At 61.6% G+C, this 23,134-nt stretch carries 16 protein-coding genes and 1 tRNA gene; 10 read left to right on the top strand and 7 right to left on the bottom strand.

All coding sequences use genetic code 11. The features are described 5' to 3' along the window. Positions 1 to 90 precede the first annotated feature (90 nt). The gene (locus U0O11_RS05660; protein WP_324692027.1) at positions 91 to 1,089 is read left to right on the top strand and encodes a TRAP transporter substrate-binding protein; all 999 of its coding nucleotides are present in this window, start codon (positions 91 to 93) and stop codon (positions 1,087 to 1,089) included. A gap of 108 nt (positions 1,090 to 1,197) precedes the next feature. On the opposite strand, the gene U0O11_RS05655 is transcribed toward U0O11_RS05660, so the two are convergent. Beyond that, entirely contained in the window at positions 1,198 to 1,836 is a 639-nt protein-coding gene (locus U0O11_RS05655) for a LysE family translocator (protein ID WP_324692026.1), read from the bottom strand. A gap of 351 nt (positions 1,837 to 2,187) precedes the next feature. Between U0O11_RS05655 and U0O11_RS05650 the strand changes: the two genes are divergently transcribed. Next, positions 2,188 to 2,643, top strand: a complete 456-nt coding sequence (locus U0O11_RS05650) for an HIT family protein (protein ID WP_324692025.1) — start codon at positions 2,188 to 2,190, stop codon at positions 2,641 to 2,643. 911 nt (positions 2,644 to 3,554) lie between these two features. Here the strand turns inward: U0O11_RS05650 and U0O11_RS05645 are convergent. The 3 genes from U0O11_RS05645 to U0O11_RS05635 all read right to left on the bottom strand — a co-directional run bounded on the left by U0O11_RS05645 (position 3,555) and on the right by U0O11_RS05635 (position 6,421). Beyond that, complete coding sequence (locus U0O11_RS05645; RefSeq protein ID WP_324689533.1) at positions 3,555 to 4,544, bottom strand: IS481 family transposase; 990 nt, start codon at positions 4,542 to 4,544, stop codon at positions 3,555 to 3,557. Between the two features lie 604 nt (positions 4,545 to 5,148). Further along, positions 5,149 to 5,222, bottom strand: a tRNA-Gly gene (locus U0O11_RS05640). Between the two features lie 158 nt (positions 5,223 to 5,380). Further along, the gene (locus tag U0O11_RS05635; protein ID WP_324692024.1) at positions 5,381 to 6,421 is read right to left on the bottom strand and encodes an adenosine deaminase; all 1,041 of its coding nucleotides are present in this window, start codon (positions 6,419 to 6,421) and stop codon (positions 5,381 to 5,383) included. Between the two features lie 322 nt (positions 6,422 to 6,743). On the opposite strand from U0O11_RS05635, the gene U0O11_RS05630 reads away from it, so the two are divergent. After that, a complete protein-coding gene (locus U0O11_RS05630; protein WP_324692023.1) occupies positions 6,744 to 7,811 on the top strand; it encodes a Bug family tripartite tricarboxylate transporter substrate binding protein in 1,068 nt (355 codons plus the stop codon). Positions 7,812 to 7,929: 118 nt separating this feature from the next. Here the strand turns inward: U0O11_RS05630 and U0O11_RS05625 are convergent, their stop codons facing one another. After that, positions 7,930 to 9,582, bottom strand: a complete 1,653-nt coding sequence (locus U0O11_RS05625) for an MFS transporter (RefSeq protein WP_324692022.1) — start codon at positions 9,580 to 9,582, stop codon at positions 7,930 to 7,932. Positions 9,583 to 10,199: 617 nt separating this feature from the next. On the opposite strand from U0O11_RS05625, the gene U0O11_RS05620 reads away from it, so the two are divergent. From U0O11_RS05620 to U0O11_RS05610, 3 genes are read left to right on the top strand one after another with little or no spacing between them, the layout of a single operon-like run. Next, the gene (locus U0O11_RS05620; RefSeq protein WP_248379136.1) at positions 10,200 to 11,174 is read left to right on the top strand and encodes a Bug family tripartite tricarboxylate transporter substrate binding protein; all 975 of its coding nucleotides are present in this window, start codon (positions 10,200 to 10,202) and stop codon (positions 11,172 to 11,174) included. Next, positions 11,174 to 11,611: a tripartite tricarboxylate transporter TctB family protein gene (locus U0O11_RS05615; RefSeq protein WP_043335453.1), complete on the top strand. Its 438-nt coding sequence runs from the start codon at positions 11,174 to 11,176 to the stop codon at positions 11,609 to 11,611. Before U0O11_RS05620 ends, U0O11_RS05615 begins: the two co-directional genes overlap by 1 nt. Continuing rightward, the gene (locus U0O11_RS05610) at positions 11,611 to 13,131 is read left to right on the top strand and encodes a tripartite tricarboxylate transporter permease (protein ID WP_043335451.1); all 1,521 of its coding nucleotides are present in this window, start codon (positions 11,611 to 11,613) and stop codon (positions 13,129 to 13,131) included. Before U0O11_RS05615 ends, U0O11_RS05610 begins: the two co-directional genes overlap by 1 nt. A gap of 140 nt (positions 13,132 to 13,271) precedes the next feature. Here U0O11_RS05610 and U0O11_RS05605 read toward each other — a convergent pair whose 3' ends face one another. Continuing rightward, complete coding sequence (locus U0O11_RS05605; RefSeq protein WP_324692021.1) at positions 13,272 to 13,937, bottom strand: helix-turn-helix domain-containing protein; 666 nt, start codon at positions 13,935 to 13,937, stop codon at positions 13,272 to 13,274. A 200-nt stretch (positions 13,938 to 14,137) separates the two neighbouring features. Here U0O11_RS05605 and U0O11_RS05600 point away from each other — a divergent pair, with 200 nt between their 5' ends. The 4 genes from U0O11_RS05600 (at position 14,138) to putP (ending at position 21,005) form a co-directional block, all read left to right on the top strand. After that, positions 14,138 to 14,503, top strand: a complete 366-nt coding sequence (locus tag U0O11_RS05600; protein WP_043335450.1) for a hypothetical protein — start codon at positions 14,138 to 14,140, stop codon at positions 14,501 to 14,503. Then, on the top strand, positions 14,503 to 15,261 hold the full coding sequence (locus U0O11_RS05595; RefSeq protein ID WP_192837901.1) for an AraC family transcriptional regulator: 759 nt from the start codon (positions 14,503 to 14,505) through the stop codon (positions 15,259 to 15,261). Before U0O11_RS05600 ends, U0O11_RS05595 begins: the two co-directional genes overlap by 1 nt. A gap of 614 nt (positions 15,262 to 15,875) precedes the next feature. Beyond that, a complete protein-coding gene (putA, locus tag U0O11_RS05590) occupies positions 15,876 to 19,055 on the top strand; it encodes a bifunctional proline dehydrogenase/L-glutamate gamma-semialdehyde dehydrogenase PutA (RefSeq protein ID WP_324692494.1) in 3,180 nt (1,059 codons plus the stop codon). A gap of 468 nt (positions 19,056 to 19,523) precedes the next feature. Next, on the top strand, positions 19,524 to 21,005 hold the full coding sequence (putP, locus tag U0O11_RS05585) for a sodium/proline symporter PutP (RefSeq protein WP_107335200.1): 1,482 nt from the start codon (positions 19,524 to 19,526) through the stop codon (positions 21,003 to 21,005). A 184-nt stretch (positions 21,006 to 21,189) separates the two neighbouring features. Here putP and U0O11_RS05580 read toward each other — a convergent pair whose 3' ends face one another. After that, a complete protein-coding gene (locus U0O11_RS05580; RefSeq protein ID WP_324692020.1) occupies positions 21,190 to 23,028 on the bottom strand; it encodes a glucosyltransferase domain-containing protein in 1,839 nt (612 codons plus the stop codon). Positions 23,029 to 23,134 lie beyond the last annotated feature (106 nt).

The raw sequence follows: 23,134 nt of genomic DNA, 5'->3' as shown, positions 1-23,134 counted from the left end.
AATGCGCGACGTCACGATTCACCTGAGCATAAACGCAGGCATGCACTACCCTAGCGGGCAAAGGTCAATGACAAAAAGAAAGGATTCCCCATGACGTCTTCCTCACGCATTTCCGCGCTATTGTCCGCTGGCCTGGCTACGGCAGGCCTGATCAGCGCACTCAGCGCGCACGCCCAGACGACCCTCAGCATGAGCAGCGACTACGAGCCCGACACGATGATGGGCCAACGCGCTGCCGAATTCAGCCAGCAGGTCGCCAGCCAGTCCGAAGGCGACCTGACGCTGACGCTGCGCTCGGACATTCGCTCCGCCAGTCACCTGCAGGCCACCGCCGGCGGTGTCATCGACATCGCCGCGACACTCAGTGGCGCGCTCGCCGAGGAAGCCCCCTTCTTCGGCATCTCCTCGCTGCCGGCGATCGCCTACGACCTCGATGAAGCTCACCGCCTGTACGTGGTCGCGAAGCCGCGCTACGAGGAACTGCTCGCCGAGTACAACCAGATCCTGCTGTATGCCCTGCCGTGGACGCCCAGCGGCCTGTGGTCGAAAGCGCCCATCGCTGACGGTGATGACCTGGAGGACATGCCGATCCGCACCTATGACCGCAATACGCAGCGTGTGCTGCTCAACCTGGGCGCGGCGCCTCAGGTCATGAGCTGGGGAGAGCTCAAACCCCTGCTGCCCGGTGGCAGCATCCACGGCGCGCTGACCTCCGCGATGGGCGGTGTCAGTGCGGAGCTCTACCGCTACATGCCCCACTTCACCACGCTCAACTACGCGATGCCGCTCAATATCATCCACATGAATCGCGATAGCTTCGACGACCTGACAGAGGCGCAGCAGCAAGCGTTGATCGATGCCGCGCATACCGCCGAGTCTGCCGGCTGGACGGCCACCCACAGCGTGCTGGACGAGGCCTACGCCATCCTGCAGGAGAACGGCGCGAAGCTGATCACGCCGGCCCCGCCTGAGCTGCAGGATGCCCTCGAGGAGGCCAGCCAGCATGTGGTGGAAAGCTGGAACCAGAAGGTCACCAATAAAGATCGCGAACTGCTGAGCAGGTATCTCGAATCACGTCCTGAGCGCTGAGCCCGAAAGCACTGATGATCGTCAGGCTCCAGACACGACAACGGCACCCTCGGGTGCCGTTGTCGTCTTCGTGCGCTTCACGTCTTGTGCAATAGAGCGGGGCTCTGCTCAACGATGCGACGCCGCCAGTCCCGCGCCGGCCACGACGAACAGACTGCCCGTGGTGCGATTGAACAGCCGCACGCGCCGGTGGCTATCAAACCAGCGACTGATGCTGGAACCCGCATGGGCGTAGGTGCTCATCGTCAGCAGGTCCACCACCAACCAGGTCAGCGCCAGTACCACGAACTGGGGCAGCTGCGGCTGGGCCATGTCGATGAAGTTGGGAAACAGCGCACCGAAGAACAGCAGGTCCTTCGGGTTGCTGATCCCGATACCGAAGCCCTTGCGGCACAGTTGCCAACGCGTGGCTCGGGCGCGCATCTGCCCGCCTTCCCCCACGGCATCGAACACCACCGGCTGGGATGGCGCCCGCCAGGCCTGAATGCCCAGATAGATGAGATAGAGCGCCCCGACGATCTTTAGCACCAGAAACCCCGTCTCGGACGCCGCCAATGCCGCGCCGAGGCCCAGCGACGACAAGGCCATCAACACCAGTGACGCCACCGCCCCGCCCGCCACCGTCGCGAACGAGCGGCGTCGGCCGTGGCGTAGGCCATGATCCATGCACAGCAACGCAAACGGTCCGGGAAAGGTGATCAAGGCGGTGATGACGCTGACATATGCCAGCCAGACGGTGAGTTCCACTGGGGTTCCTTGTCGTTCAACGAGTGACGAACTGCTGAAAGGTGACCTGCCAATATCGCGACTCTCCGCCACGTCAGCAACACTTTTTGCTCCGATCGGCTCGGCAAGGCATCCGCTCCCCTCTTTGAGCATGTTGTTGCTGCCGATAACCACTTCTGCGGGGGCTGCCTGGCATTGACAACCAGCCTCCATCACACTTCACTCATACAAGGAGGGTGCCAAGCTCTCTTTACAAGGGCGCTATTCACAAGGGGCCTGCTCACAAGGGCCCTGCTTACAAAAGCTCTGATCACAGAACTCTGCCCCAGATTCAGGACGAATCTGGCGACACTTAACTACCAAGGAAGAACCATGAGTGACTGCGTGTTTTGTCAGATCGTTGCAGGCCACAGTCAAAGCCATGTCGTGGCCGAAGATGAGCACTTCCTGGCCTTTCTCTCCATCTTCCCCTCTACTCCGGGCAACACGGTCGTCATCCCCAAACGCCACCTGGGCAGCTGCGTGTATGAACAAGACGATGAGGTAATTCTCGGCCTGATGCGCTTCACGCGCCGCGTGGCACGCAAGCTCGACACCTACTTCGGGGTAGCACGCACCGCCATCATCTTCGAGGGCTACGGCGTCAACCACCTGCACGCCAAACTCATCCCGCTGCATGGCACACAGCCAGGCGAATGGCAGGCCAGAAACTCGAAGATGAAGTACTACATGACCGAATACGATGGCTACGTTGTCAGCGCGGATGGCCCTAGCGGGGACAATACGCAACTAGCGGCACTGGCGGCAGAGATACGGCAACAAGTCTAAGGCCAAAAATGAGGTCGGTCGTGTAAATAACCTACACTCCACCTAGCCTCGGTTGCCGCCAAAGTTGCTCCAGGCCCGGAGCCAACACCAATGGCTTCGCATGAGGCCATCTACCATGATAGCGAGGATATCACTTGCGTCCTAACCCACGATATTGATTCATAAATATGATCGCTCACGGACCCAGAAAGTGTAAAATTCGCTAATATTCTCCCACATACCGAACATGCGAAAAATAACACTTACTTCTTTACAAAAATCAAAAACAATGTCATAAATCAACTATTACGCAATAAAAAAAGACACAATACTCAACCCAGCGATGTCAATTATCATTACACGCAACGTCATACTCTATCACTAAACCCACACTTACTCAAAGAGTAATACAAGTGACCACAAGAAATATAAAGATTTTAATGGCAACTACAATTTCATCAGTAATCTTCTTGGTTGCTTACTCTTGGAATTTCCATAGTACGGGACTGTCATTAAAAACTAGCGACTGGGGTGCCTTTGGATCTTATTTATCAGGCACTATAGGATTAAGCATCCTAGCTACAACTTTATATTTTTTATTCCAAACAACAAAGCAGCAGGAAGAGCTATTACTAAAGCAAGACGAAATCATAAAACTACAAGCTGAAGAATTTCACAAAAATGAATCATTTAGGGCTACAGAAATAGCGATCAATCATTACTCAGAAATAAACAGTACTTTTATAACCCACCATATTGATGCCGAACTCTCAATCAATAGCATCCTATTTGAAGACTCCAAGAATTTAGGTGACCAAGCCACTCGTTTTTTGACCAGAACCATATGTTTAAAAGAAATGACGAAATTAAGCCACCTCTACGATGAAGGTAACTTAACCGACCTAGAATGGCTAAATACAGGCTCGGAGTCACTAAATGTCGGGTTCCGTCTGATTGACTACAGCTTGCGTAAACAGCTCCGGTCGTTCGACCTGCCACTCCTTCATTGCTGCTATAGGCGCTTTGTGGTGTAGTGCCTTCTGAGGAATGTGGTGGTTATAGAGCCAGCAATAACGCTCGAGTGTCTGTTCTAAATCCTCACTTGAGTCATAACGCCGAGTCGCCAGAACATCGCTGATACGCCCATTGAAGCGCTCCACCATCCCGTTCGTTTGGGGTCTGCCTGGCCTGATCAATCGATGCTCAATGCCATGGTGCTGACATTCCTGATCGAAAAGATGATTTCCACTGGGCTTACGTTCGCCACCCACGGTAAAGCGATCGGTAAAGGATTTACCGTTGTCCGTGAGCACGGTTCGAATCGTGAAGGGAGCCTCCTCTTCCACACGCTTCATGAACGCCTGGGCATCCTTTGCAGATTGACTTGATCTGACCTCCAGATACACCCACCGAGTGGCACGATCAATCGCGACGTAGAGATAACGCTTCTGATCTTCGTCAGGCATTTGGGGCAGGTGCTTGATATCAATGTGCACATACCCGGGCTCATAATCCTTGAAAGGCCGATGCTTGGGCTTCTCGTCCTCCTTCGCATCTTGACGCGCCAACTTGGCGAGAGTCGGCACATCACGTCGTTTGAGCATGCGCTGAAGTGCGGAACGCGACAGATTGGGGTTCAGGAATTCCCGAGCAACGACAAGTAGATCATCGAGCCCCAGGCGAAGCAGTTCACGTGCGGCGATGACGATCTCTTCCTGTTCTGAGGTCAGAGTCGCGAGTAGGTTATGACGTGTGTGGGAACGATCCAGGACATCATCACGATAGCGCCAGCGCTGTATAGTTGAGACGCTGACCCCGAACTGACGAGCGAGATCTTTGTTCGTCATGCTGGAGGGAGCTGCTTGGATGTCGGCACGGATTTTCGGTGTCGTCGTCGCTTGCTTATGCAGCTTGATGTCCATGAAGCTTTTCCTGAATCAATTGCTTGATGAGCTCACGAGAGGCTAACAAAGGATAGCTTCGTTGTGAAATCCGATCATCCGGCACCCTACAACTAAAAATAAAATCAGAAGTATCGCTATTTTTACTCGAACCTATCCTCGGGCACCTTAATACAACAATAATGCTTATAGAGCAATCGATATACGCTGAAATGCATGTAAAAAATTTAGCTAGAGAATCGTCGTCATTTTTCCGTATAGCAGCATTATTCTACAAGTCTTACGCATCCCATTCACACACGAACAAATTAGCCAAAAAATACACTTACTTGAATATAAAAAATGATTACATGGAGAATTTAATTGCACCTGTTAGACAGAATAGCAAGGATGAATTTTGGAAAGCCCTCGGAATGCATGTAGCAGAATATGAGAACAAAACTCAAGCGAAACAAAGCTGACAAACCAAGAACTTATAGAAAAGATAAACCCATAATGCTATCTCAGTGAAATAATTTATTAAATTTTAACTAACACCATTCTCCACCAAAAATAGAGAGAAGCGGATATTTTTAATCTATTTAATGCAAAAAGCCTCCCATTCGGGAGGCTTTTTTGAAGAACCTGGAGCGGGTGAAGGGAATCGAACCCTCGTCTTAAGCTTGGGAAGCTTCTGCTCTACCATTGAGCTACACCCGCAGGGCGGTGCATTGCGCACGCCAGAACTGCATTGTACTCAACGACTTAGCGCGGTCAAGCAACATCTGATGGAGCGGTTGCCGCAGGCGGCGTCGTACTGGCGATGTTGGTGGCCAAGCCGTTGATTGCATTCAGTATTCAAGCGCCGGCGATAATTCTCAGCCAGCGCAGCTATCGAGTTGCGCCAGCAGCACGCCACGGCGGGCGTCACTCATGCCGAGACCTTCGGCACGCTGCGGGAAGGCGGCGTCTATGGCGTTGCGGCACAGGGTAAGCCACTGCGCCTCGCTGAGATCCAGCGCTTGCTGCACGGCGATGAAGTTGTCGAGCATGCCGCCGCCGAAATAGGCCGGGTCATCCGAGTTGAGGGTGATATTGAGGCCCGCCTCGATCAGCTTCGGCAGCGGGTGGTCTTCCATGCGCTCCACCACCTTGAGCGCGACATTGGACAGCGGACACACCGTCAGCGGGATACGCCGCTCGGCCAGCTGCGCGACCAGGGCGGCATCTTCCAGGCAGCGCACACCGTGATCGATACGCTCCACCCCCAGCACCTCAAGCGCCGTGCGGATGTACTCTGCCGGGCCTTCCTCACCTGCGTGCGCGACACGATGCCAGCCGCGCTCCCCCGCAAGCTGGAAGACTTCGGTGAACTTCTCCGGCGGATTGCCGATCTCGGCGCTGTCCAGGCCGACACCCACGAAGCGCGATTCAAAGGGAATCAGCGCGTCGAACAGCTCGCGCGCTGACGCCGCGGAATGACAGCGCAGGAAGCTCGGCACCAGCGCCGAGGTGATATCGAACTCCTTCACCGCCTCACGACAGGCACGCTCCAGCCCCGCGAACTGGGTTTCCAGACTCACGCCACGCGCCAGATGCGCCTGCGGATCGAAGAACAGCTCCAGATGCTTGACGCCATCGGCGCTCGCACGGCGGAAGTAGTCCTGCGCCAGGCGGTAGAAGTGTGACTCGTCATTCAAGACGCCCATGCCCTGGTAATAGAGCGCGAGGAAGGCAGGCAGATCCGCGAAGTCATAGGCCGCCTCGACCTCTTCCAGGGTGGCGTAGGGCAATGTGATGCCCTGCTCCGCCGCCAGCTCGAACATCAAGGCCGGCGTCAGCGAGCCTTCGATGTGCAGGTGCAGCTCCACCTTGGGCAGGCGGGCGAGAAAGTCGTGCATGCGCGGGGTAAGGGTCATGGCCCGTCTCCTCAATGAAAGGCGGCGGCTGGAAGATCGCGGAGCGCTCACCACAGCCTGATGGCGCAATTCTAGCAATCCCGAGACCACCTTGAGGAGAGACGGCGCGGGAAATGCGATTTCTCTGCGCGATGCCCGCCTGCCGTGCCTTTTCGCGACTCGCCGAAATAGGCTATTTTCGTTCATTCGCACTCTCGCAAGCTCACGACACCGGTTCACTACAACAGTCATGAGCGTGCGACAGCCAGCAACGCTCAGCCCCATGCCGCGCTGACTGACATAACCATAACGATCGACGCTGAACACCAAGGACACGATAGCCATGCACGCCATATCCCCTGCCCGCCATCCCTTCTCACGCCGCAAGCAATCTCGACAGCGTGCTGGCGCCCTGCCCGCTGCCCTGCTGCTCAGCCTTGGCCTGCTGGCGCCCTTGAGCGCCAACGCCGCCCAAGAGGAGCAGAACGAACAGACCGACTTCGCCCCGCAGGGCAAGACGGAGTGCATCGCGCCCGCCAAGCCCGGCGGTGGCTGGGATTTCACCTGTCGCAGCGTTGCCCGCCTGCTGGATGAGCAGAACCTCATCCCCGCCGGCATGCAGACCCTCAACGTGCCCGGCGCCAGCGGTGGCGTCGCCTTCGCGCATGTGAAGTCCAAGCGCCACGCCGATGAGCAGGTCATCGTCGCCGCTTCGAGCGCGACCACCACCCGCCTGGGCCAGCATGCCTATCAGGACGGCAAGGTCGACGACGTACGCTGGCTGATGACGCTCGGCGCCGACTACGGTGTGATTGCCGTGGCCGAGGACTCGCCCTACCAATCGCTGAACGAGCTGCTGGCCGCCATGCAGGCAGACCCCAAGGCGGTGCGCTTCGCCGGTGGCGATGTCGCGGGCGGCTTCGATCACCTCAAGGTGCTGATGGCGGCGCGTGAGGCGGGCATCGACAATCTGCGCGCCCTGCCATATCTCGCCTACGACTCAGGCTCCGTCGCCATCACCCAGGTGATGGGCGGCCACCTGGAAGCCTTCACCGGCGACATGACCGAGGCCCGCGGTTTCGTCGAATCCGGCCATCTGCGCCTGCTGGCAGTGTTCAGTGAGGAGCGTCTGCCCGGCCAGTACAGCGACATCCCCACCGCGCGTGAGCAGGGGATCGATGTGGTCGCACCCAACTGGCGCGGCTTCTACCTGCCGGGTGGCGCGTCGGATGCCGCCTTCGACTGGTGGGAGCAGACCCTCAACCGCATGGCCGAGACGCCTGAGTGGCAGCAGGTGATGCAGGACAATGGCCTGATGCCGTTCCACAAGTCCGGCAAGGCGTTGGATCGCTTCATCACCCAGCAGGTCAGCGATGTCGAGCAGATGTCGCAGGAGCTGGGCCTGCAGTGATCAACTGGCCCTGAGCGCCGCGCTCGCCCGGCAAAAGCTCATGGCAGCCCCAAAAAAGCCGCCACCCCGTTTGCTGGGGCGGCGTCTTTTTGCGACTGGCTGGTTTGTCCCAGCGTTCTCAGGGCATGGAGGGCCACGGCCCCTTGGGCGGCTGATGTTCGGAGTCAAACTGATAGGGCGATGCCTGGTCGCTCTCTTCGGGCGGCTCAGAACCTGTCTCTGAATCTGTCTGTGACCGAGGCTCTGTTTCCGGCGCTTCTTCTGTCTCAGTTGTCAGCTCCACTCCCGGCAACAGCTCAGACAACCGCTCGGTCTCGAACGCGATTTCCGTGTCTGCGTCAGCCTCGAGCAGCGGCTCTGCCACGTACTCGTGGTCCGGCTCCACCAGCTCCGCCTCCTCCAGTGGCGCGACGTTGGCCTCGAACGCCTCATCCAGCGCCTCTTCCAATGCCTCCTCGAAGGCTTCTTCCAGCGCGACCTCGAAGGCCTCTTCCTGCGCCGCCGCCTCGGCTGCCTCGGCGGCCAGCTGCTCATCCTCGGCGTGTTCATGCGCCCATTCCACCGCCACCTCGACCGCCATCGGTGACGCCGTCGGCAGGATGTTGAGGTAACTGTCGGTCTCCTCGACCGGCACCATCTCGCGCTGGGTGATCTGATAGAGCGCATACAGCGAGATGGCCACGAAGGTGGTCGCCAGCACCAGCCAGAAGGCGTAGGGGTCCATCACCTCCATCGCGCCACCTGCCGCCAGCGGCCCGACGATGGCACCCAGCCCGAAGGCGAACACCAGCCCGCCGGAGGCACCCGGCATCTCCTCGGCCGACAGCGAGTCATTGGTAAAGGCCAGCAGCAGCGCGTAAAGCGGTGTGGTCACGCCCCCGGCAAAGAAGGCCGAGGCGATCAACGGCCACAGCGCATCACCCGCCATCCAGCCGAACAGACATGAGCCGCCCCCGGCGGCGGACAGGCCGCAGATGAGCACGCGGCGGTCCATGCGGTCCGACAGCCAGCCGATCGGGGTCTGCAACACCAGCGCACCGGCGAACAGCATGGCGATGAACAGAGCGATATGTGAGCCCGACAGGCCCACCTGGGTGCCGAAGACCGCGCCCATCCCCGACTGGGTCGCATAGACACTGCCGAGCAGGAAGATGCCGATGGCGCCCAGCGGTGACGCCTTGAACAGTTTCGCGAACGACATGGCCCGCGACACCTCGACCACCGGTGCCACGGCCGCCGACAGCAGAATCGGCCCAAAGGAGATCGACACCAGGATGGAGGCACAGATGAACAGCACCGAGGTCGCGGCGTCACCCAGCGTCAACAGGCCCTGCGCGCCGATGATGCCCAGTGTCTGCGCCATCATGTAGGCCGACAGCACCTTGCCGCGCGTCTCGTTGCTGGCAGCCGCATTCAGCCAGCTTTCCGCCGTGACATAGATGCCCGACATGCAGAAGCCGATCAGCAGGCGCAGCAGCGTCCAGGCCCAGGGTTCGGTCAGCAGTGGCAAGGCGATCAAGGCCGCCGAGATGAAGCTGCCCAGCGCCGCGAACACCCGCACATGCCCGACCCGCTGGATCAGCACCGGCGTATAGCGCGCGCCGGAGAGAAAGCCCACGAAGTAGCCCGAGGTGACGATCGCCAGCTCCGCCGAGGAGAAGCCCTCGATGCCGCCACGCAGACCGATCAGCGTGAAGTGCATGCCATTGCCGAGCATGATCAGCACGATACCCAGCAACAACGCCCACACACTGCCCAACACCTTGGCCATGAGTCTTCTCCCCTCCCCTGTCCCCTTGCACGATTGCCGATGGCACCCGGTCAGCACGCAGTCTGGCCACCGGCTACACGCTAGACCAAAGCCCAAGGGCCACGCTTCTGCTGCAACGCCGCATAACGTTTCAAACACGACAAGCAAGCCATGACGCCCGTGAACGCACAGCTCACGCAGGCGACGCAAGCGCCCCGCTCAGGCCTGCCGGGAGAGGTGCGAGGGAGGCATGCAAGAGCAGCGAGAGAGAAACAGGAGAGGAGTGAGAGAGGAGCAAGAGAGAAACAAGAGAGGAGTGAGAGAGAAGCAAAAGAGAGCGCCAGACAGTGCCAGATTCCGGCACGACACCCAGCCGGATCATTCACAAAAATGCACCGCAAGGGTGCGCAAATACGCCTTTCGACCAAGGTCGGTGCGACGAATGGGTATCTTGCGAGCCATTGGGCGGCAGTCTAATTTCACCATACAGAATAAAGTTCCGCCTTACAGAATTGTAAGGTTGCTGTCAGGTTCGCGGCTGCAGGGCGAGTTTCTCGCTCAGCCGCTGCCAGCACCTGACTCACGACATGTGCCGCTACCACAATCCAATAACACCAGAGGTCGCCATGACACGTCATATGACACTCAAACTCCTGACAGCCGCGGTGGTCACCGCCATGTCCGCCCAGGCCTTCGCCTTCGAACCGAAAGGCAAGGTTGACTGCATCGCTCCGGCTGATCCGGGCGGCGGCTGGGATTTCACCTGCCGCAGCGTCGGCAAGATCCTGTCTGAGCTCGATTTCGTGCCGGGCAACGTGCAGACCATCAACATGGCCGGTGCCGGTGGCGGCGTCGCCTTCGCGCATACCGTCTCCAAGCGTGCCGGTGACGAGCAGCTGCTGGTGGCCGCCTCCACCGCGACCACCACCCGCCTGGCACAGGGCCAGTTCCCGGGCATGAATCAGGACCAGGTCGAGTGGATCGGCGCACTGGGCGCGGACTACGGCGCCATCGCCGTCTCCAAGGATTCGCCGTACAACACCCTGAGCGAGGTAATGGACGCGCTGAAGAAAGACCCGAAATCCGTCAAGTTCGCCGGCGGCAGTGCCGCAGGTGGCTGGGATCACCTCAAGGTGCTGATCGCTGCCCAGGCAGCCGATGTCGAGAACCTGCCCAAGGTCTCCTACCTGTCCTACAACAACGGCGGCGAAGCCATCACCCAGGTCGTCGGCGGCCACGTGCAGGCCTTCACCGGTGATATCTCCGAGATTCAGGGCTTCATGGAATCCGGCGACCTGAAAGTGCTGGCCGTGCTCTCCGAAGAGCGCCTGCCGGGCAAGCTGGCTGACGTGCCGACCGCTCGCGAACAGGGCATCGATGCCGTCGCCCCCAACTGGCGCGGCTTCTACATCCCGGCCGGTGTCAGCGACGATGCCGAGCAGTACTGGACCACCACGCTGGACAGCGTCTATGAAAGCGAAGAATGGAAAGACGTGATGACCAAGAGCGGCCTGATGCCGTTCCACAAATCGGGTGCCGAGTTTGATGCCTTCGTGAAGGCACAGATCCAGGACATCCAGACCCTTTCCAAGGACATTGGGCTGATTCGCTGATGAATGACCGCATCTTTGGTCTGCTGATGCTCACCCTGGCCGTCGCGTACGGCTGGGGTGCCCAGCAGTTCCCGGAACCCTTCGGCGGGGCCGAGTCCATCGGGCCCGAAACCTTCCCCACGGTGCTCTCGATCGTGCTGGCGCTGAGCAGCCTGTATCTGATCGTGCGCCCCGACCCGGACCAGCAATGGCCGTGGAGCCGCACCGGCGCCGAGATGGTGCTGGCCATCGTCATCCTGTGCCTGTACACCGCACTGCTTGAGCCGCTGGGCTTCATCGTCACGACCACCGCTGCGGTCGGCACCCTGTGCTGGCGCATGGGCTCCAAGCCGGTTCGCGCTTACGTGACAGGCCTGCTCGGCGGCATCGTCGTCTTCGCCCTGTTCAACTTCGTGCTTGAGCTACCACTGCCGCTGGGCATCCTGGAGGTGGCGTAATGGAAAGTCTTGGCTTCTTGATGCAGGGCTTCGGCATCGCCCTGCAGCCAGAGAATCTGATGTTCGCCGTGCTGGGGGCCTTCCTGGGCACCCTGATCGGCGCACTGCCGGGCCTGGGCCCGGCCAACGGTGTGGCCATCCTGATTCCGCTGGCCTTCACCCTGGGCCTGAGCCCGGAAACCTCGCTGATCCTGCTGACCTCGGTCTACGCCGGTGCCATGTACGGCGGGCGCATCTCCTCGATCCTGCTCAACATCCCGGGCGATGAGCCGGCGATGATGACCTGTCTCGATGGCTATCCGATGGCCCAGAAAGGCAAGGCCGCCGAAGCGATGGCCATCTCGGCGATCGCCTCCTTCATCGGCAGCCTGATCGCCACCATCGGCCTGATCGTGATGGCGCCGTGGCTGGCCAGCTTCGCGCTGACCTTCGGCCCGGCGGAATACTTCGCGCTGTTCGTGCTGGCCTTCGCCACCCTGGGCGGCATTACCGGCAAGAACCCGGTCAAGACACTGATGGCCGCCGCCATCGGCCTGATGATCGCCACCGTCGGCATCGATGGCTCCACCGGCACCCAGCGCTACACCTTCGATGTGCTGGAGCTGTTCGAGGGCATCGACTTCATCATCGCCATCGTCGGTCTGTTCGCCATCTCGGAGCTGCTGTTCTTCATCGAACAGCACGCCGGTGAAGGCAAGCCGATGATCGCCATGAACAAGATGACCCTGAAGCTGAAGGATATCGTCGCCATTCTGCCGACCTCCTTCCGCGGCGGTGTGCTTGGCTTCATTTCCGGCGTGTTGCCGGGTGCGGGTGCGTCGCTGGGCAGCTTCATCAGCTACACGCTGGAGAAGAAGATCCTCGGCAAGAAAGGCAACTTCGGTGAAGGTGATCCGCGCGGCGTGGCCGCCCCGGAAGCCGGCAACAACGGTGCCGCCTCTGGTGCCCTGGTGCCGATGCTGACGCTGGGCGTGCCGGGTTCCGGCACCACCGCGGTGCTGCTGGCGATGCTGATCTCGCTCAACATCACCCCCGGCCCGCTGATGTTCACCCAGCACGGCGACATCGTGTGGGGCGTGATCGCGGCGCTGCTGATCGGTAACGTCATCCTGCTGCTGATGAACATCCCGATGGTCGGCATCTTCGTCAAGCTGCTGTCCGTACCGCCCAAGTACCTGCTGCCGGTGGTGACCATGGTTGCCTTCGTGGGCATCTACTCCATCAGCCACTCGACCTTCGATCTGTACTTCATGGTCGCCTTCGGGGTCGCCGGCTACTTCCTGCGCAAGCTGGATATCCCGCTGGTGCCGGTCATTCTCGGCATGCTGCTGGGGCCAGAGATGGAAAAGAACCTGCGTCACGCCATGCAGCTGTCTGACGGCGACTGGACCATCCTGATCGGTAGCCCCTTGGCCGTGACCCTGTGGTGCATCGCCATCGCCGGTCTGCTGCTGCCGGTGATCGTCGGCCCCATCCTGCGTCGCCGCATGAGCGCCGCCAAGGCCGCCACCGACGCCTGATCCAGGCCAGGGTCCGCGCCTCTCATGAGGTGCCACGCCCTGAATGACAGCGCTCTGAAATGACATCGCCCCCGCCGGTCTTGCCGGCGGGGGCGATGTCATTTCAGCACTTCAAGACTCCTGTCACTGGTGAGCGCGCATCAGTCGTCCTGCTGCCACTGGGCGAGCAGGCGGTGGGCCTGGGCAGGCGTCAGGCGCGCCGTCGGGCCACTGAGCACGATGACTTCCGCCGGTGCCAGCCCCTCGTCGTGATGCTGGGCGACGCTGACCGCCAACGCCGCCACCGACAGGCCGGCGGCTTCACCGGTCTCGATCTCGCCACTGTCGACACACTGCTGCAGCAGGGCGGACAGCGCCTCATCGACCAGCTCGCCCTCCTCCAGCTGATGACGCAGCGGCCACTTGCTGACATGCGCGTACTGGCACATCGCCTGACGCGGGCGTGTCACGCCCTCCACCGGGCGCGCCTCGGCCAGCGGGCCATGCTCGACCAGCATCAGGCTGGCCGTCTCGCCACTGGCGGCATTCAGCGCCGCCAGCCAGCCGCGCAGCTGAGCCTCGCGGGCCGGCAGCGCCGGCGCCAGCTGGGCAAAACGCCCCAGCGCCGCGCCGATGGAGTAGATGCCGTGGCTGTCACGCGCCACATAGCCGAAGTGCTCAAGCGAGCCCATCAGCCGCAGAATCGTGCTCTTGTAGAAACCACTGGCCTGCGCCAGCTCGTTGAGCGTCAGGCGAGGGGTCGCGGGGGTAAAGGCTTCCAACAGCGTCAAGGCACGCTCGACCGCTTCCACACGTTGATTGGCCATGCGGCGGGACTCCCACGGCAGGTGAAGAAAGAGGCTGACAGGCAACGTGCGCCATGCCGTCTCAATGGACTTGAATCATGCCATAACGTTCTGACAGACAGAACATGGCGCGCCTGCCGCACTGACGATACTGGCCGTGCAGCGTGATAGAATGGTGAGCTACCACACTATTTCCGGTTACGTCCGCACAAGGTTCGCTCATGTCCATCTTCATCATCACCTTCGTGGTCTGCCTGATCGTCACCGTCGGCACCGTGGCCATGCTGATGATGTCGCGTACGCCGCGCTTTCGTACCGACTACAGCGATATCGCTCGCGTGCTGGACCAGGCGATCAGCGGCGAGATCAACGAGAACGAGTGGCACAGCGTGATCGGCTACCCGATTCGCCATGATGAGTATCTGGAGAGTCTGCGGCGCCGCTGCCAGGGCATCTTCGACAACCATGCCCGGCCGTGGCAGCTGGCCCAGGGCGGTGCGCTGTTCTCGCGCGCCGGTCGTGAAGAGCTCAACGTGCTGCTGGGCCATCTGCGTGCCCGCACCGGTGTCGCGGAGACTCGCGCCTGATGGCCGCCAGCGAGATGCGCCTGATCCCGCTCTCCAACCTGCGCGAGCACCACGATCACAGCTACCACCAGCTGGTGATCGGCCTTGATGGCCTGGCCGAGTTCGAGATAGAGGGCCAGGGCGGCGAGATTCGTCCGCTGACCGGCTGCATCGTGCCGGCCGATCATGTTCACTACTACGCGGGCATCGGCGAGAATCGCCAGCTGATTCTCGACCTGCCCGATGATGCGCCCTACTTGACCGGCCATCATCGCGACCTCAAGCGTCTGTTCGAGCGTCCACGCTTCTTCACGCTGGACACCCGCCTGCGCGGCTATCTCGAATTCATGCTCGCGGAAGTCAACGACTACCAGCAGGCGCCGGGTGACCTGCTCGCCGCCACCTTCCTCGCCTGCCTGAACACGCGCATCGAAGAGCCGATGAGCGCGCTGAGCACCAGCGGTCGTCAACTGGATCTGGTCGCGCTCAACCGCTTCATCGACGCCAATCTCGGCCAGCGCCTGAGCGTGGCGGATCTTGCCCGCCAGTCGCATCTCTCCGAGCAGCATTTCAGCGAGCGCTTCCGCGTCCTGACCGGCCTCTCGCCCTATCAGTATCTGCTGCGCCGTCGGCTGGAAGAGGCACGCCAGCTGCTGGGCACCAGCGAGCTTTCCCTGTCCCAGATCGCGGATCGCTGCGGCTTTGCCAACCAGAGCGCCCTGTCCCACGCCTTCCGCAAGCATCTCGGCTTCCCGCCTTCGGCACTGCGCAAGTCGTGATCGAGTCGGCAGGAGCCGATGAGGCGTGCGTGTCAGATCCGCCCGTGTGTCTGGCACGCCGCTCTTCAATTCGCCCCTTCCTCTAGAACGCCCCTCTCTAATTCGCTCCTCGCTGGAAGTACGTCGCTTGGGAGACGCACGCCGTTCAACGACGCTCCCACCCTCAGCTGCAAGCCGGTTCACCCTCAAATCCCTGCGACCTTGGTATAACAAGATCGCGTCATTTCGCGGCACAGCCTTCGACAAAGGTCGGAGAAGCGTGTCACTTTTCTGACATGCCCGTGAATTTGACATGCGCAGCCGAGAAATTGGAAAGACCCGCCCCCCTGCGCCACCCTACATTCTCAGTCATACATCCAGACGTGCCGCTGTCGCGCTTTCTGATGCGTTCTGCATCACTCCCGGCGCTGTGACTCGGCAATCCCATTCGGCGCTTCGACGCCCAGCAGCAAGGGGTTCGCACCATGACCACCTCCACTTCCTCCGATCAGTCCAGTGCAGTGAATGCCGCGATCGCCTCAGCCACGTCCACAGCCGCCCAGTCATCGACAAACGACAAGCAAGGGGTGCTCAAGGGCAATGTGCTCAAGGACAACATCCTGCGCAGTGACCAGATGCTGGCCGCCAGCACCTGGCAGCAGTCTCCGGAGGCGCTGTTCGCGCGCGTCAGCGACCACTACCTGGTCGATGAAAGCGCCTACGTCAGCGAGCTGGTCGGGCTGCTGAACGCCGAAGAGAAGGATGCCAAGCGCATCGGTGACAAGACGGCCGAGCTGGTACGCGAGATCCGCACCATGGACACCGCCGTCGATTCCATCGACGAGCTGCTGCAGCAGTACAGCCTCGACACCCAGGAAGGCGTGCTGCTGATGTGCCTGGCCGAGGCGCTGCTGCGCATTCCGGACAAGGAAACCGCCGATGCGCTGATCGAGGACAAGCTCGGCGTGGCCGACTGGAAGTCCCACCTGGGCCAGAGCGAGTCCTGGTTCGTCAACGCCTCCACCTGGGGCCTTCTGATGACCGGCAACGTCATCAAGATGGATCTGCCCAAGGGCGACGGCAAGCCGGCCACCTTCATCAACCGCATGGTCAATCGTCTCGGCGAGCCGGTCATCCGCCGCGCCATGTACCAGGCGATGAAGGTGATGGGCAAGCAGTTCGTGCTGGGCCGCGACATCAAGGAAGCGCTCAAGCGCTCCCAGCCGCTGTTCGACAAGGGCTACACCTATTCCTACGACATGCTGGGTGAAGCGGCCTGTACCCGCGACGACGCCAAGGGCTACTTCGACGACTACGCGCGTGCCATCCGCACCGTCGGCGAAACCTCGCGCAAGCTGAAGGAAGGCACCCCGTCACCGTCCGTCTCCATCAAGCTGTCCGCTCTGCATCCGCGCTATGAATTCGGCCGTCGTGAGCAGGTGCTGGAAGAGCTGGTGGCAAGCGTGCGTGAACTGGCCGGCATCGCCCGCGAGCTGAACGTCGCCATCACCATCGATGCCGAGGAAGTCGATCGCCTCGAGATCTCGCTGGAAGTGTTCCGTGCCGTCTACGAGAGCGACACCTGCCGCGGCTGGGGCAAGTTCGGCCTCGTCGTGCAGGCCTACTCGACACGTGCCCTGCCGACCCTGCAGTACCTGAACCGCATCGCCGACCTGCAAGGCGACGAGATCCCGCTGCGTCTGGTCAAGGGCGCCTACTGGGACAGCGAGATCAAGGAATCCCAGGAGCTGGGTGTCGAAGGCTATCCGGTGTTCACCCGCAAGGCCTCCACCGACGTCAGCTACCTGGTCTGCGTGCGCTTCCTGCTGTCCGAGAACACTCGCGGACGCATCTACCCGCAGTTCGCCACCCACAATGCCCACACCATCAGCACCATTCTGGATGTGGCCAACGCCGGCGAGACGCGTCAGTTCGAATTCCAGCGTCTGCACGGCATGGGCGAAGCCCTGTATGAAGCCGCGCTCAAGCGCGCCCCCAAGGGGACCTGGTGCCGTATCTATGCGCCGGTCGGCGCGCACAAGGACCTGCTTCCGTACCTGGTGCGTCGTCTGCTGGAGAACGGGGCCAACTCCTCGTTCGTTCACCAGCTGGTCGACCCGCGCGTGCCGGTCGAGAGCCTGTGCACTCACCCGGTGGTCACGCTCAACCAGTACAAGACCTACCACAACCCACGCATCGCGCTGCCGCCGAACATCTATGGCGCAGACCGCCTGAATTCACGGGGCATCAACCTGAACATCAATAGCCAGTACCAGCCGCTGATCGACGAGATGGCCACGCACATGGACACCACCTACGACGTGCGTCCGCAGCTGGCCTTCGATGTCGAGGTCAATGCCGAGCGTCGTCAGGCCGTCACCTGCCCGTTCGACCGTCGTGACACCCTGGGCCATGTGCAGTGGACCAGCGCCGAGGAAGCTTCCAAGGCCATCGACGCCGCCTGGGCTGCCTTCCCGCGCTGGGAGCAGACACCGGTCAAGGAACGCGCCGCGATTCTCGAGCGCTTCGGTGACCTGATGGAAACCCACACCGCCGAGCTGATGACCCTGTGCTCCCGCGAGGGTGGCAAGCTGCTCACCGACGGCATCGCCGAGATCCGTGAAGCGGTCGACTTCTGCCGTTACTACGCCAACCGTGCGCGTGCCGACTTCGCCGAGCCGACCGAGCTGCAGGGCCCGACCGGCGAGCACAACCAGATCATGCTCGGTGGCAAGGGCGTCTTCGCCTGCATCAGCCCGTGGAACTTCCCGGTCGCGATCTTCTGCGGCCAGATGGTCGCCGCCGCCGTCACCGGCAATACCGTGGTCGCCAAGCCCGCCGAGCAGACCTCGCTGGTCGCTCACCGCGTGGTCGAACTGCTGCGCGAAGCCGGCATGCCGCACGATGTCGTCCAGCTGCTGCCGGGCGATGGCCCGACCGTGGGTAGCGTGCTGTCCAGCGACCCGCGCATCACTGGCGTGTGCTTCACCGGCTCCACCCAGACCGCACAGATCATCAACCGCTCGCTGGCCGCGCGTGAGAACGCTCCGCTGCCGACGCTGATCGCCGAGACCGGTGGCCTCAACGCCATGATCGTCGACTCCACCGCCCTGCCGGAGCAGGTCGTCAATGACGTGGTGCAGTCCGCCTTCCAGAGTGCCGGTCAGCGCTGTTCCGCCCTGCGTGTGCTCTACGTGCAGGAAGACGTCGCCGAGCGGGTCATCGGCCTGCTCAAGGGCGCGATGGACGAGCTGAAGATCGGCGACCCGCGTGACCTGGGCACCGACGTCGGCCCGGTCATCGACGAGGAAGCGCGTGCCGGTCTGCTCAAGCACATCGAGGAATATCGCAGCCAGGGCCGCGTGATCGCCGAAGCCGCCGTCGACAAGACCATCACCGAGCACGGCACCTTCGTCGCACCGGTCGCCCTGCGCATCGATGGCATCGATAGCCTGGAAAGCGAGCAGTTCGGCCCGGTACTGCACATCGCGACCTGGAAAGGCGGCGAAGTGGACAAGGTCATCGATACCATCAATGGCCTCGGCTACGGCCTGACCTTCGGTGTGCATTCGCGAAACGAAAGTTTTGCTAATGCCGTTGCACAGAAAATTCGTGTTGGTAATGTCTACGTCAACAGGAATATCATCGGTGCTGTGGTAGGTGTACAGCCGTTTGGTGGCCAGGGCTTCTCTGGCACTGGCCCGAAAGCCGGCGGCCCGCACTACCTGCACCGCTTCGCTACCGAGAAGACCCGTACCGTCAACACCACGGCTCTCGGCGGCAACGCGTCTCTTCTCGCCATGGGCGACGAGTGACCGACGCTGCCTGCTCTCGCGGCAGCAGCAGAGGTCATGCTTGGCGGAAGACTGCATGCTGGACGTGCATGAGGTAGCCAGGTGACAGGGCATCAGGACGATGCCCAGTGGATGACGGCGAGCACGCCAGGCCGTCATCTGCCCCGGACACCGACAGGGACGCCCACGGACATGAATCGCCAGCGACTGGCCCCTCATGCTCGTGCCCTGCGGTGTCCGTTGCCGTTTCCCCTTTTGACTCGACGGCAATATGCGGGGACGGACGAACGTCAGAAGATTCGTTTATGCGCTAGTCTGAACGTACAAGATTGGCAGGAACTTGCGAGAGCCACCGCGACAAGGCCCTCGAAGGACGTTCGATGCATGACGCAGGACTCCCGGCGACGGTCTGACAGGAACCGTCACTGGCAGTGAATCATCACGACGCTCGCCGTCCGACAACAATAAATGCAAAGGATTTACTCCACGATGGTCGATAACAGCCCCACCATACTCATCACGTTCGCTATCTATCTGGCGGTGATGCTCGGCATTGGCCTGCTGGCCTACAAGCGCACCTCCAACATGTCGGATTACATCCTGGGTGGCCGCTCATTGGGCCCCTGGACATCCGCCATTTCCGCCGGTGCGTCTGACATGTCCGGCTGGCTGCTGCTGGGCCTGCCCGGCGCTGCCTACCTCAGCGGCCTGTCCGCTGCCTGGATCGGCATCGGTCTGCTGGCCGGTACCTGGCTCAACTGGCTGATCGTCGCCAAGCGCCTGCGTATCTACAGCTTCGTCGCCAGCGACTCGTTGACCCTGCCGGATTACTTCGAGAAGCGCTTCCGCGACAACTCCAAGATGTTGCGCGTCATCTCGGCCGTCTTCATCCTGCTGTTCTTCCTCTTCTACACCAGCTCCGGTCTGGTGGCAGGTGGCAAGCTGTTCGAGACCGTCTTCGGCCTCGACTACACCATCGCCGTGACCGTCGGTACCATCGCCATCGTGTCCTACACCTTCTTCGGCGGCTTCCTCGCCGTGTCGTGGACTGACCTCATCCAGGGTCTGATGATGGCTGTTGCCCTGATCGTGGTGCCCATCGTGGCACTCACCGACATGGGTGGCGTGGCAGAAGCGACCTCGCGCATCACTGCCGAGAACCCGCTGCTGCTGGAATGGTTCCGTGACGCCTCCACCGGCGAAGCGCTGACCCTGGTCGGCATCGTCTCCTCACTGGCGTGGGGCCTGGGCTACTTCGGTCAGCCGCATATCCTGGCGCGTTTCGCGGCCATCCGCAGCGAGAAGGACATCGGCGCGGCCCGTACCATCGCCGTCGTCTGGTCTGCGCTGGGTCTGTTCGCGGCCATCTGCATCGGCCTGCTGGGTCTCGTCTACGTGCCGAAGGACCTGGCCGACAGCGAGAAGATCTTCATGGTCATGGTGAACTTCATCTTCCACCCGGCGGTTGCCGGCGTGCTGCTGGCCGCCATCCTGGCTGCCGTGATGTCCACCGCTGACTCCCAGCTGCTGGTGTCGTCCTCTGCCCTGGCCGATGACTTCTACAAGGCGCTGTTCAAGAAGGATGCGACCCAGTCCGAGCTGGTGTGGGTCGGTCGCTTCGCGGTGGTCGGTATCGCCATCATCGCCTGGATCCTGGCGCTGGACCCGAACTCCAGCGTGCTGGGTCTGGTGTCCTACGCCTGGGCCGGCTTCGGTGCCGCCTTCGGTCCGGCGCTGATCATGTCGCTGTACTGGCGTCGCATGAACCGCTTCGGCGCGCTGGCCGGCATCATCGTCGGTGGCGTGACCGTGGTGGTCTGGAAACAGCTTTCCGGTGGCATCTTCGATCTCTACGAGATCGTGCCGGGCGTCATCTTCGCCTACATCGCCATCTACGTGGTCAGCATCATGAGCGCAGCACCGGCTGATGAAATCACCACGGAATTCGACAAGGTCGAGAACCACGCCTGATCGAGGTGTGACAAGACACTGTTGAAGCCTGTACCTATTGCCGTTCATATCGGCAATACGACAACGCCGCCCCTCGGGGCGGCGTTGTCGTTCATGGCAACTTGTCCTCACTGACTCACGCTGTCATGGCCCCCCCCTCATATGAGCCCCCGCATGGCCTGGGCACATGAGTGACTCGCATGGCCTAATCACATTGGCGAGGCTTGCGAAAATCGATCACCCAGACTCCCTCTTGCAGTGACAGCACTGGCGATGGCACTTGCGGCAGAACTTGAGACTGCACTTGCGACAGAACTGATGAAGGGGCTGAGGGCTGACTGGTGGGCTGATCGGAGGCCTGACTGGCAGCATCGCCCGGCGCACAAGGCGATCGCGCTTGCAGGCGTGCCTTGAGCGCCTCATCGCGCAGCAAGGTCACCGCGCTGGCGCCCGCCAGGCGCAGCCGCACCACGGCCCAGTAGTTGTCAGGCGTGAAGGCGGCAACCAGATTCTGGCCCACGGCCGCCACCTGCTGGCGAGCGACCCGCGCCATTGGCGCCACTGGCGCCTCGCCCAGCACCAGTACCGGCAAGGCATCGCGCGGCTGGTAGCGCTCGGCGTCACGGAGCGAGTCCAGCGGCAGGCCCTGTTCCCGCGCCTGAGCTACCAGAGTGCGCGCCAGCTGTGTCTCATGGGTCTGCTGGGCGGCCAGCGCATTGCTCCAGGCGGCGAAGATCACCCCATGGCGCACCAGCAACAGGCAGGCGACGATCAACAGGCACTGCGTCAGCCGCCGCCAGACAGGTGACTTGCACTGCCCGTTGGCCGCTTCCGTCATGCTCGGCGTTACGCCTGCGCTGGCCCTCGCTCTCGCACTCGCACTCAGAACCAGCATCAGGCCACCTCCCAACAGCGGCCCCCAGGCGATCAGGGTGCGCGAATGAAATACCGGCTCGGCCAGCAACAGCATCGGCCCCCACAGGGCGGGAACCAGCAGCAGCGCCCACAGGGCCCAGCTCATGCGCTGCAGCGATAGCTGGCGCGCCGAGCGAGACCTGCCCTCGGGCGCGCCAGTGGCCTCGGCGTGACGTAAAGGCGCGCCGTGAGGCAGGAGTCGCAACAGCGCCGCACAGGCCAGCAGCGCCAGACTGAGCAGCAACGTGACCTGCCCCAGCCCCTCACGCAGCGCGCCCAGCGCCACGCTCAGGTTGTGCTCGAGACCTGCCAGCAAGGCCTGAGGGTCGGCGAAGGGCAGCATCTGGCCATGCTGCTGACTGTACTCGCCCGCCACCAGCAGCCGCGTGATGGGCAGATAGAGCAGCAAGGCGACGGCGGCCAGCGCCCCACGCTGCAACAGCATCCGCCAGCGCGACAACAGTGAGGTGCCGACGGCACCCGCGAACAGGGCTTCGAGCAGACTCAGCACCAGAAAGGCATTCAGGGCTGGTTGATAGCTGCACAGCGCCAGCAACAACAGCAGCAAGGCGCTCAGCGGTGGCTGCCAAGCCTGCCATGGGCCTCGCCCTTCGCTTATCCCTCCGGCTGGCTCTCCCTCTCCCCCGCTTTTCCCGCCAGCACGCAGCACCAGACTGGCCAGTATGGCACTGGCCAGCGCCACGCTCATCGGCAGGCTGTCGAAGGCGTAACTGAAATTCTGCAGGGTGAAGGGCGTCAACCAGATCAGCGCATTGCCCACTACGCAGCCCGTCAGCGAGAGCCCCGGCAGCCATCGCCACCAGGCCAGCGCCATGCTCGCCGCCAGCCCCCAAGCTGCCAGTTGCGGCAAGGGCGCGACATTGACCAGTACATCGCCGAAGCCCAGCAGACGCATGATGCCCTCGGCGGCCGGGCGTGCATTGAGCATCCAGCCGAAATAGCCATCCAGCGCACGACTCATGTCATCCAGATACAGCGCGCGCGTGGCGATCAGCGGCACAAGCCCGAGGCCGATCACCACGAGACTGGCAAGCAGAATGCGCCATGCCTGACGCCGTCTGGCATCAGCGGCATCACACGCTTGGGACAACGGCTGCGACCTTGTCATGCACTGGACTCCCGATCAGAACGACACCCAGGACGGATGACGTCGAGAGTACCTGACTCGGGGCGCGATGGAATGCCCCGACGAAAGCCCATGAAAAACGCCACCC

The sequence above is a fragment of the Cobetia sp. D5 genome (genome assembly GCF_035666195.1).
GTDB lineage: Bacteria > Pseudomonadota > Gammaproteobacteria > Pseudomonadales > Halomonadaceae > Cobetia > Cobetia amphilecti.
The sequence above is the reverse complement of the archived record's forward strand: the minus strand, read 5'-3'. Positions and strand labels throughout refer to the sequence as shown.

Coding starts and splice junctions, on each gene's coding strand:
- U0O11_RS05660 (WP_324692027.1), top strand. CDS start 91: ATGACGTCTTCCTCACGCATTTCCGCGCTATTGTCCGCTGGCCTGGCT.
- U0O11_RS05650 (WP_324692025.1), top strand. CDS start 2,188: ATGAGTGACTGCGTGTTTTGTCAGATCGTTGCAGGCCACAGTCAAAGC.
- U0O11_RS05645 (WP_324689533.1), bottom strand. CDS start 4,544: ATGGACATCAAGCTGCATAAGCAAGCGACGACGACACCGAAAATCCGT.
- U0O11_RS05635 (WP_324692024.1), bottom strand. CDS start 6,421: ATGACCCTTACCCCGCGCATGCACGACTTTCTCGCCCGCCTGCCCAAG.
- U0O11_RS05630 (WP_324692023.1), top strand. CDS start 6,744: ATGCACGCCATATCCCCTGCCCGCCATCCCTTCTCACGCCGCAAGCAA.
- U0O11_RS05625 (WP_324692022.1), bottom strand. CDS start 9,582: ATGGCCAAGGTGTTGGGCAGTGTGTGGGCGTTGTTGCTGGGTATCGTG.
- U0O11_RS05620 (WP_248379136.1), top strand. CDS start 10,200: ATGACACTCAAACTCCTGACAGCCGCGGTGGTCACCGCCATGTCCGCC.
- U0O11_RS05615 (WP_043335453.1), top strand. CDS start 11,174: ATGAATGACCGCATCTTTGGTCTGCTGATGCTCACCCTGGCCGTCGCG.
- U0O11_RS05610 (WP_043335451.1), top strand. CDS start 11,611: ATGGAAAGTCTTGGCTTCTTGATGCAGGGCTTCGGCATCGCCCTGCAG.
- U0O11_RS05605 (WP_324692021.1), bottom strand. CDS start 13,937: ATGGCCAATCAACGTGTGGAAGCGGTCGAGCGTGCCTTGACGCTGTTG.
- U0O11_RS05600 (WP_043335450.1), top strand. CDS start 14,138: ATGTCCATCTTCATCATCACCTTCGTGGTCTGCCTGATCGTCACCGTC.
- U0O11_RS05595 (WP_192837901.1), top strand. CDS start 14,503: ATGGCCGCCAGCGAGATGCGCCTGATCCCGCTCTCCAACCTGCGCGAG.
- putA (WP_324692494.1), top strand. CDS start 15,876: ATGCTGGCCGCCAGCACCTGGCAGCAGTCTCCGGAGGCGCTGTTCGCG.
- putP (WP_107335200.1), top strand. CDS start 19,524: ATGGTCGATAACAGCCCCACCATACTCATCACGTTCGCTATCTATCTG.
- U0O11_RS05580 (WP_324692020.1), bottom strand. CDS start 23,028: ATGACAAGGTCGCAGCCGTTGTCCCAAGCGTGTGATGCCGCTGATGCC.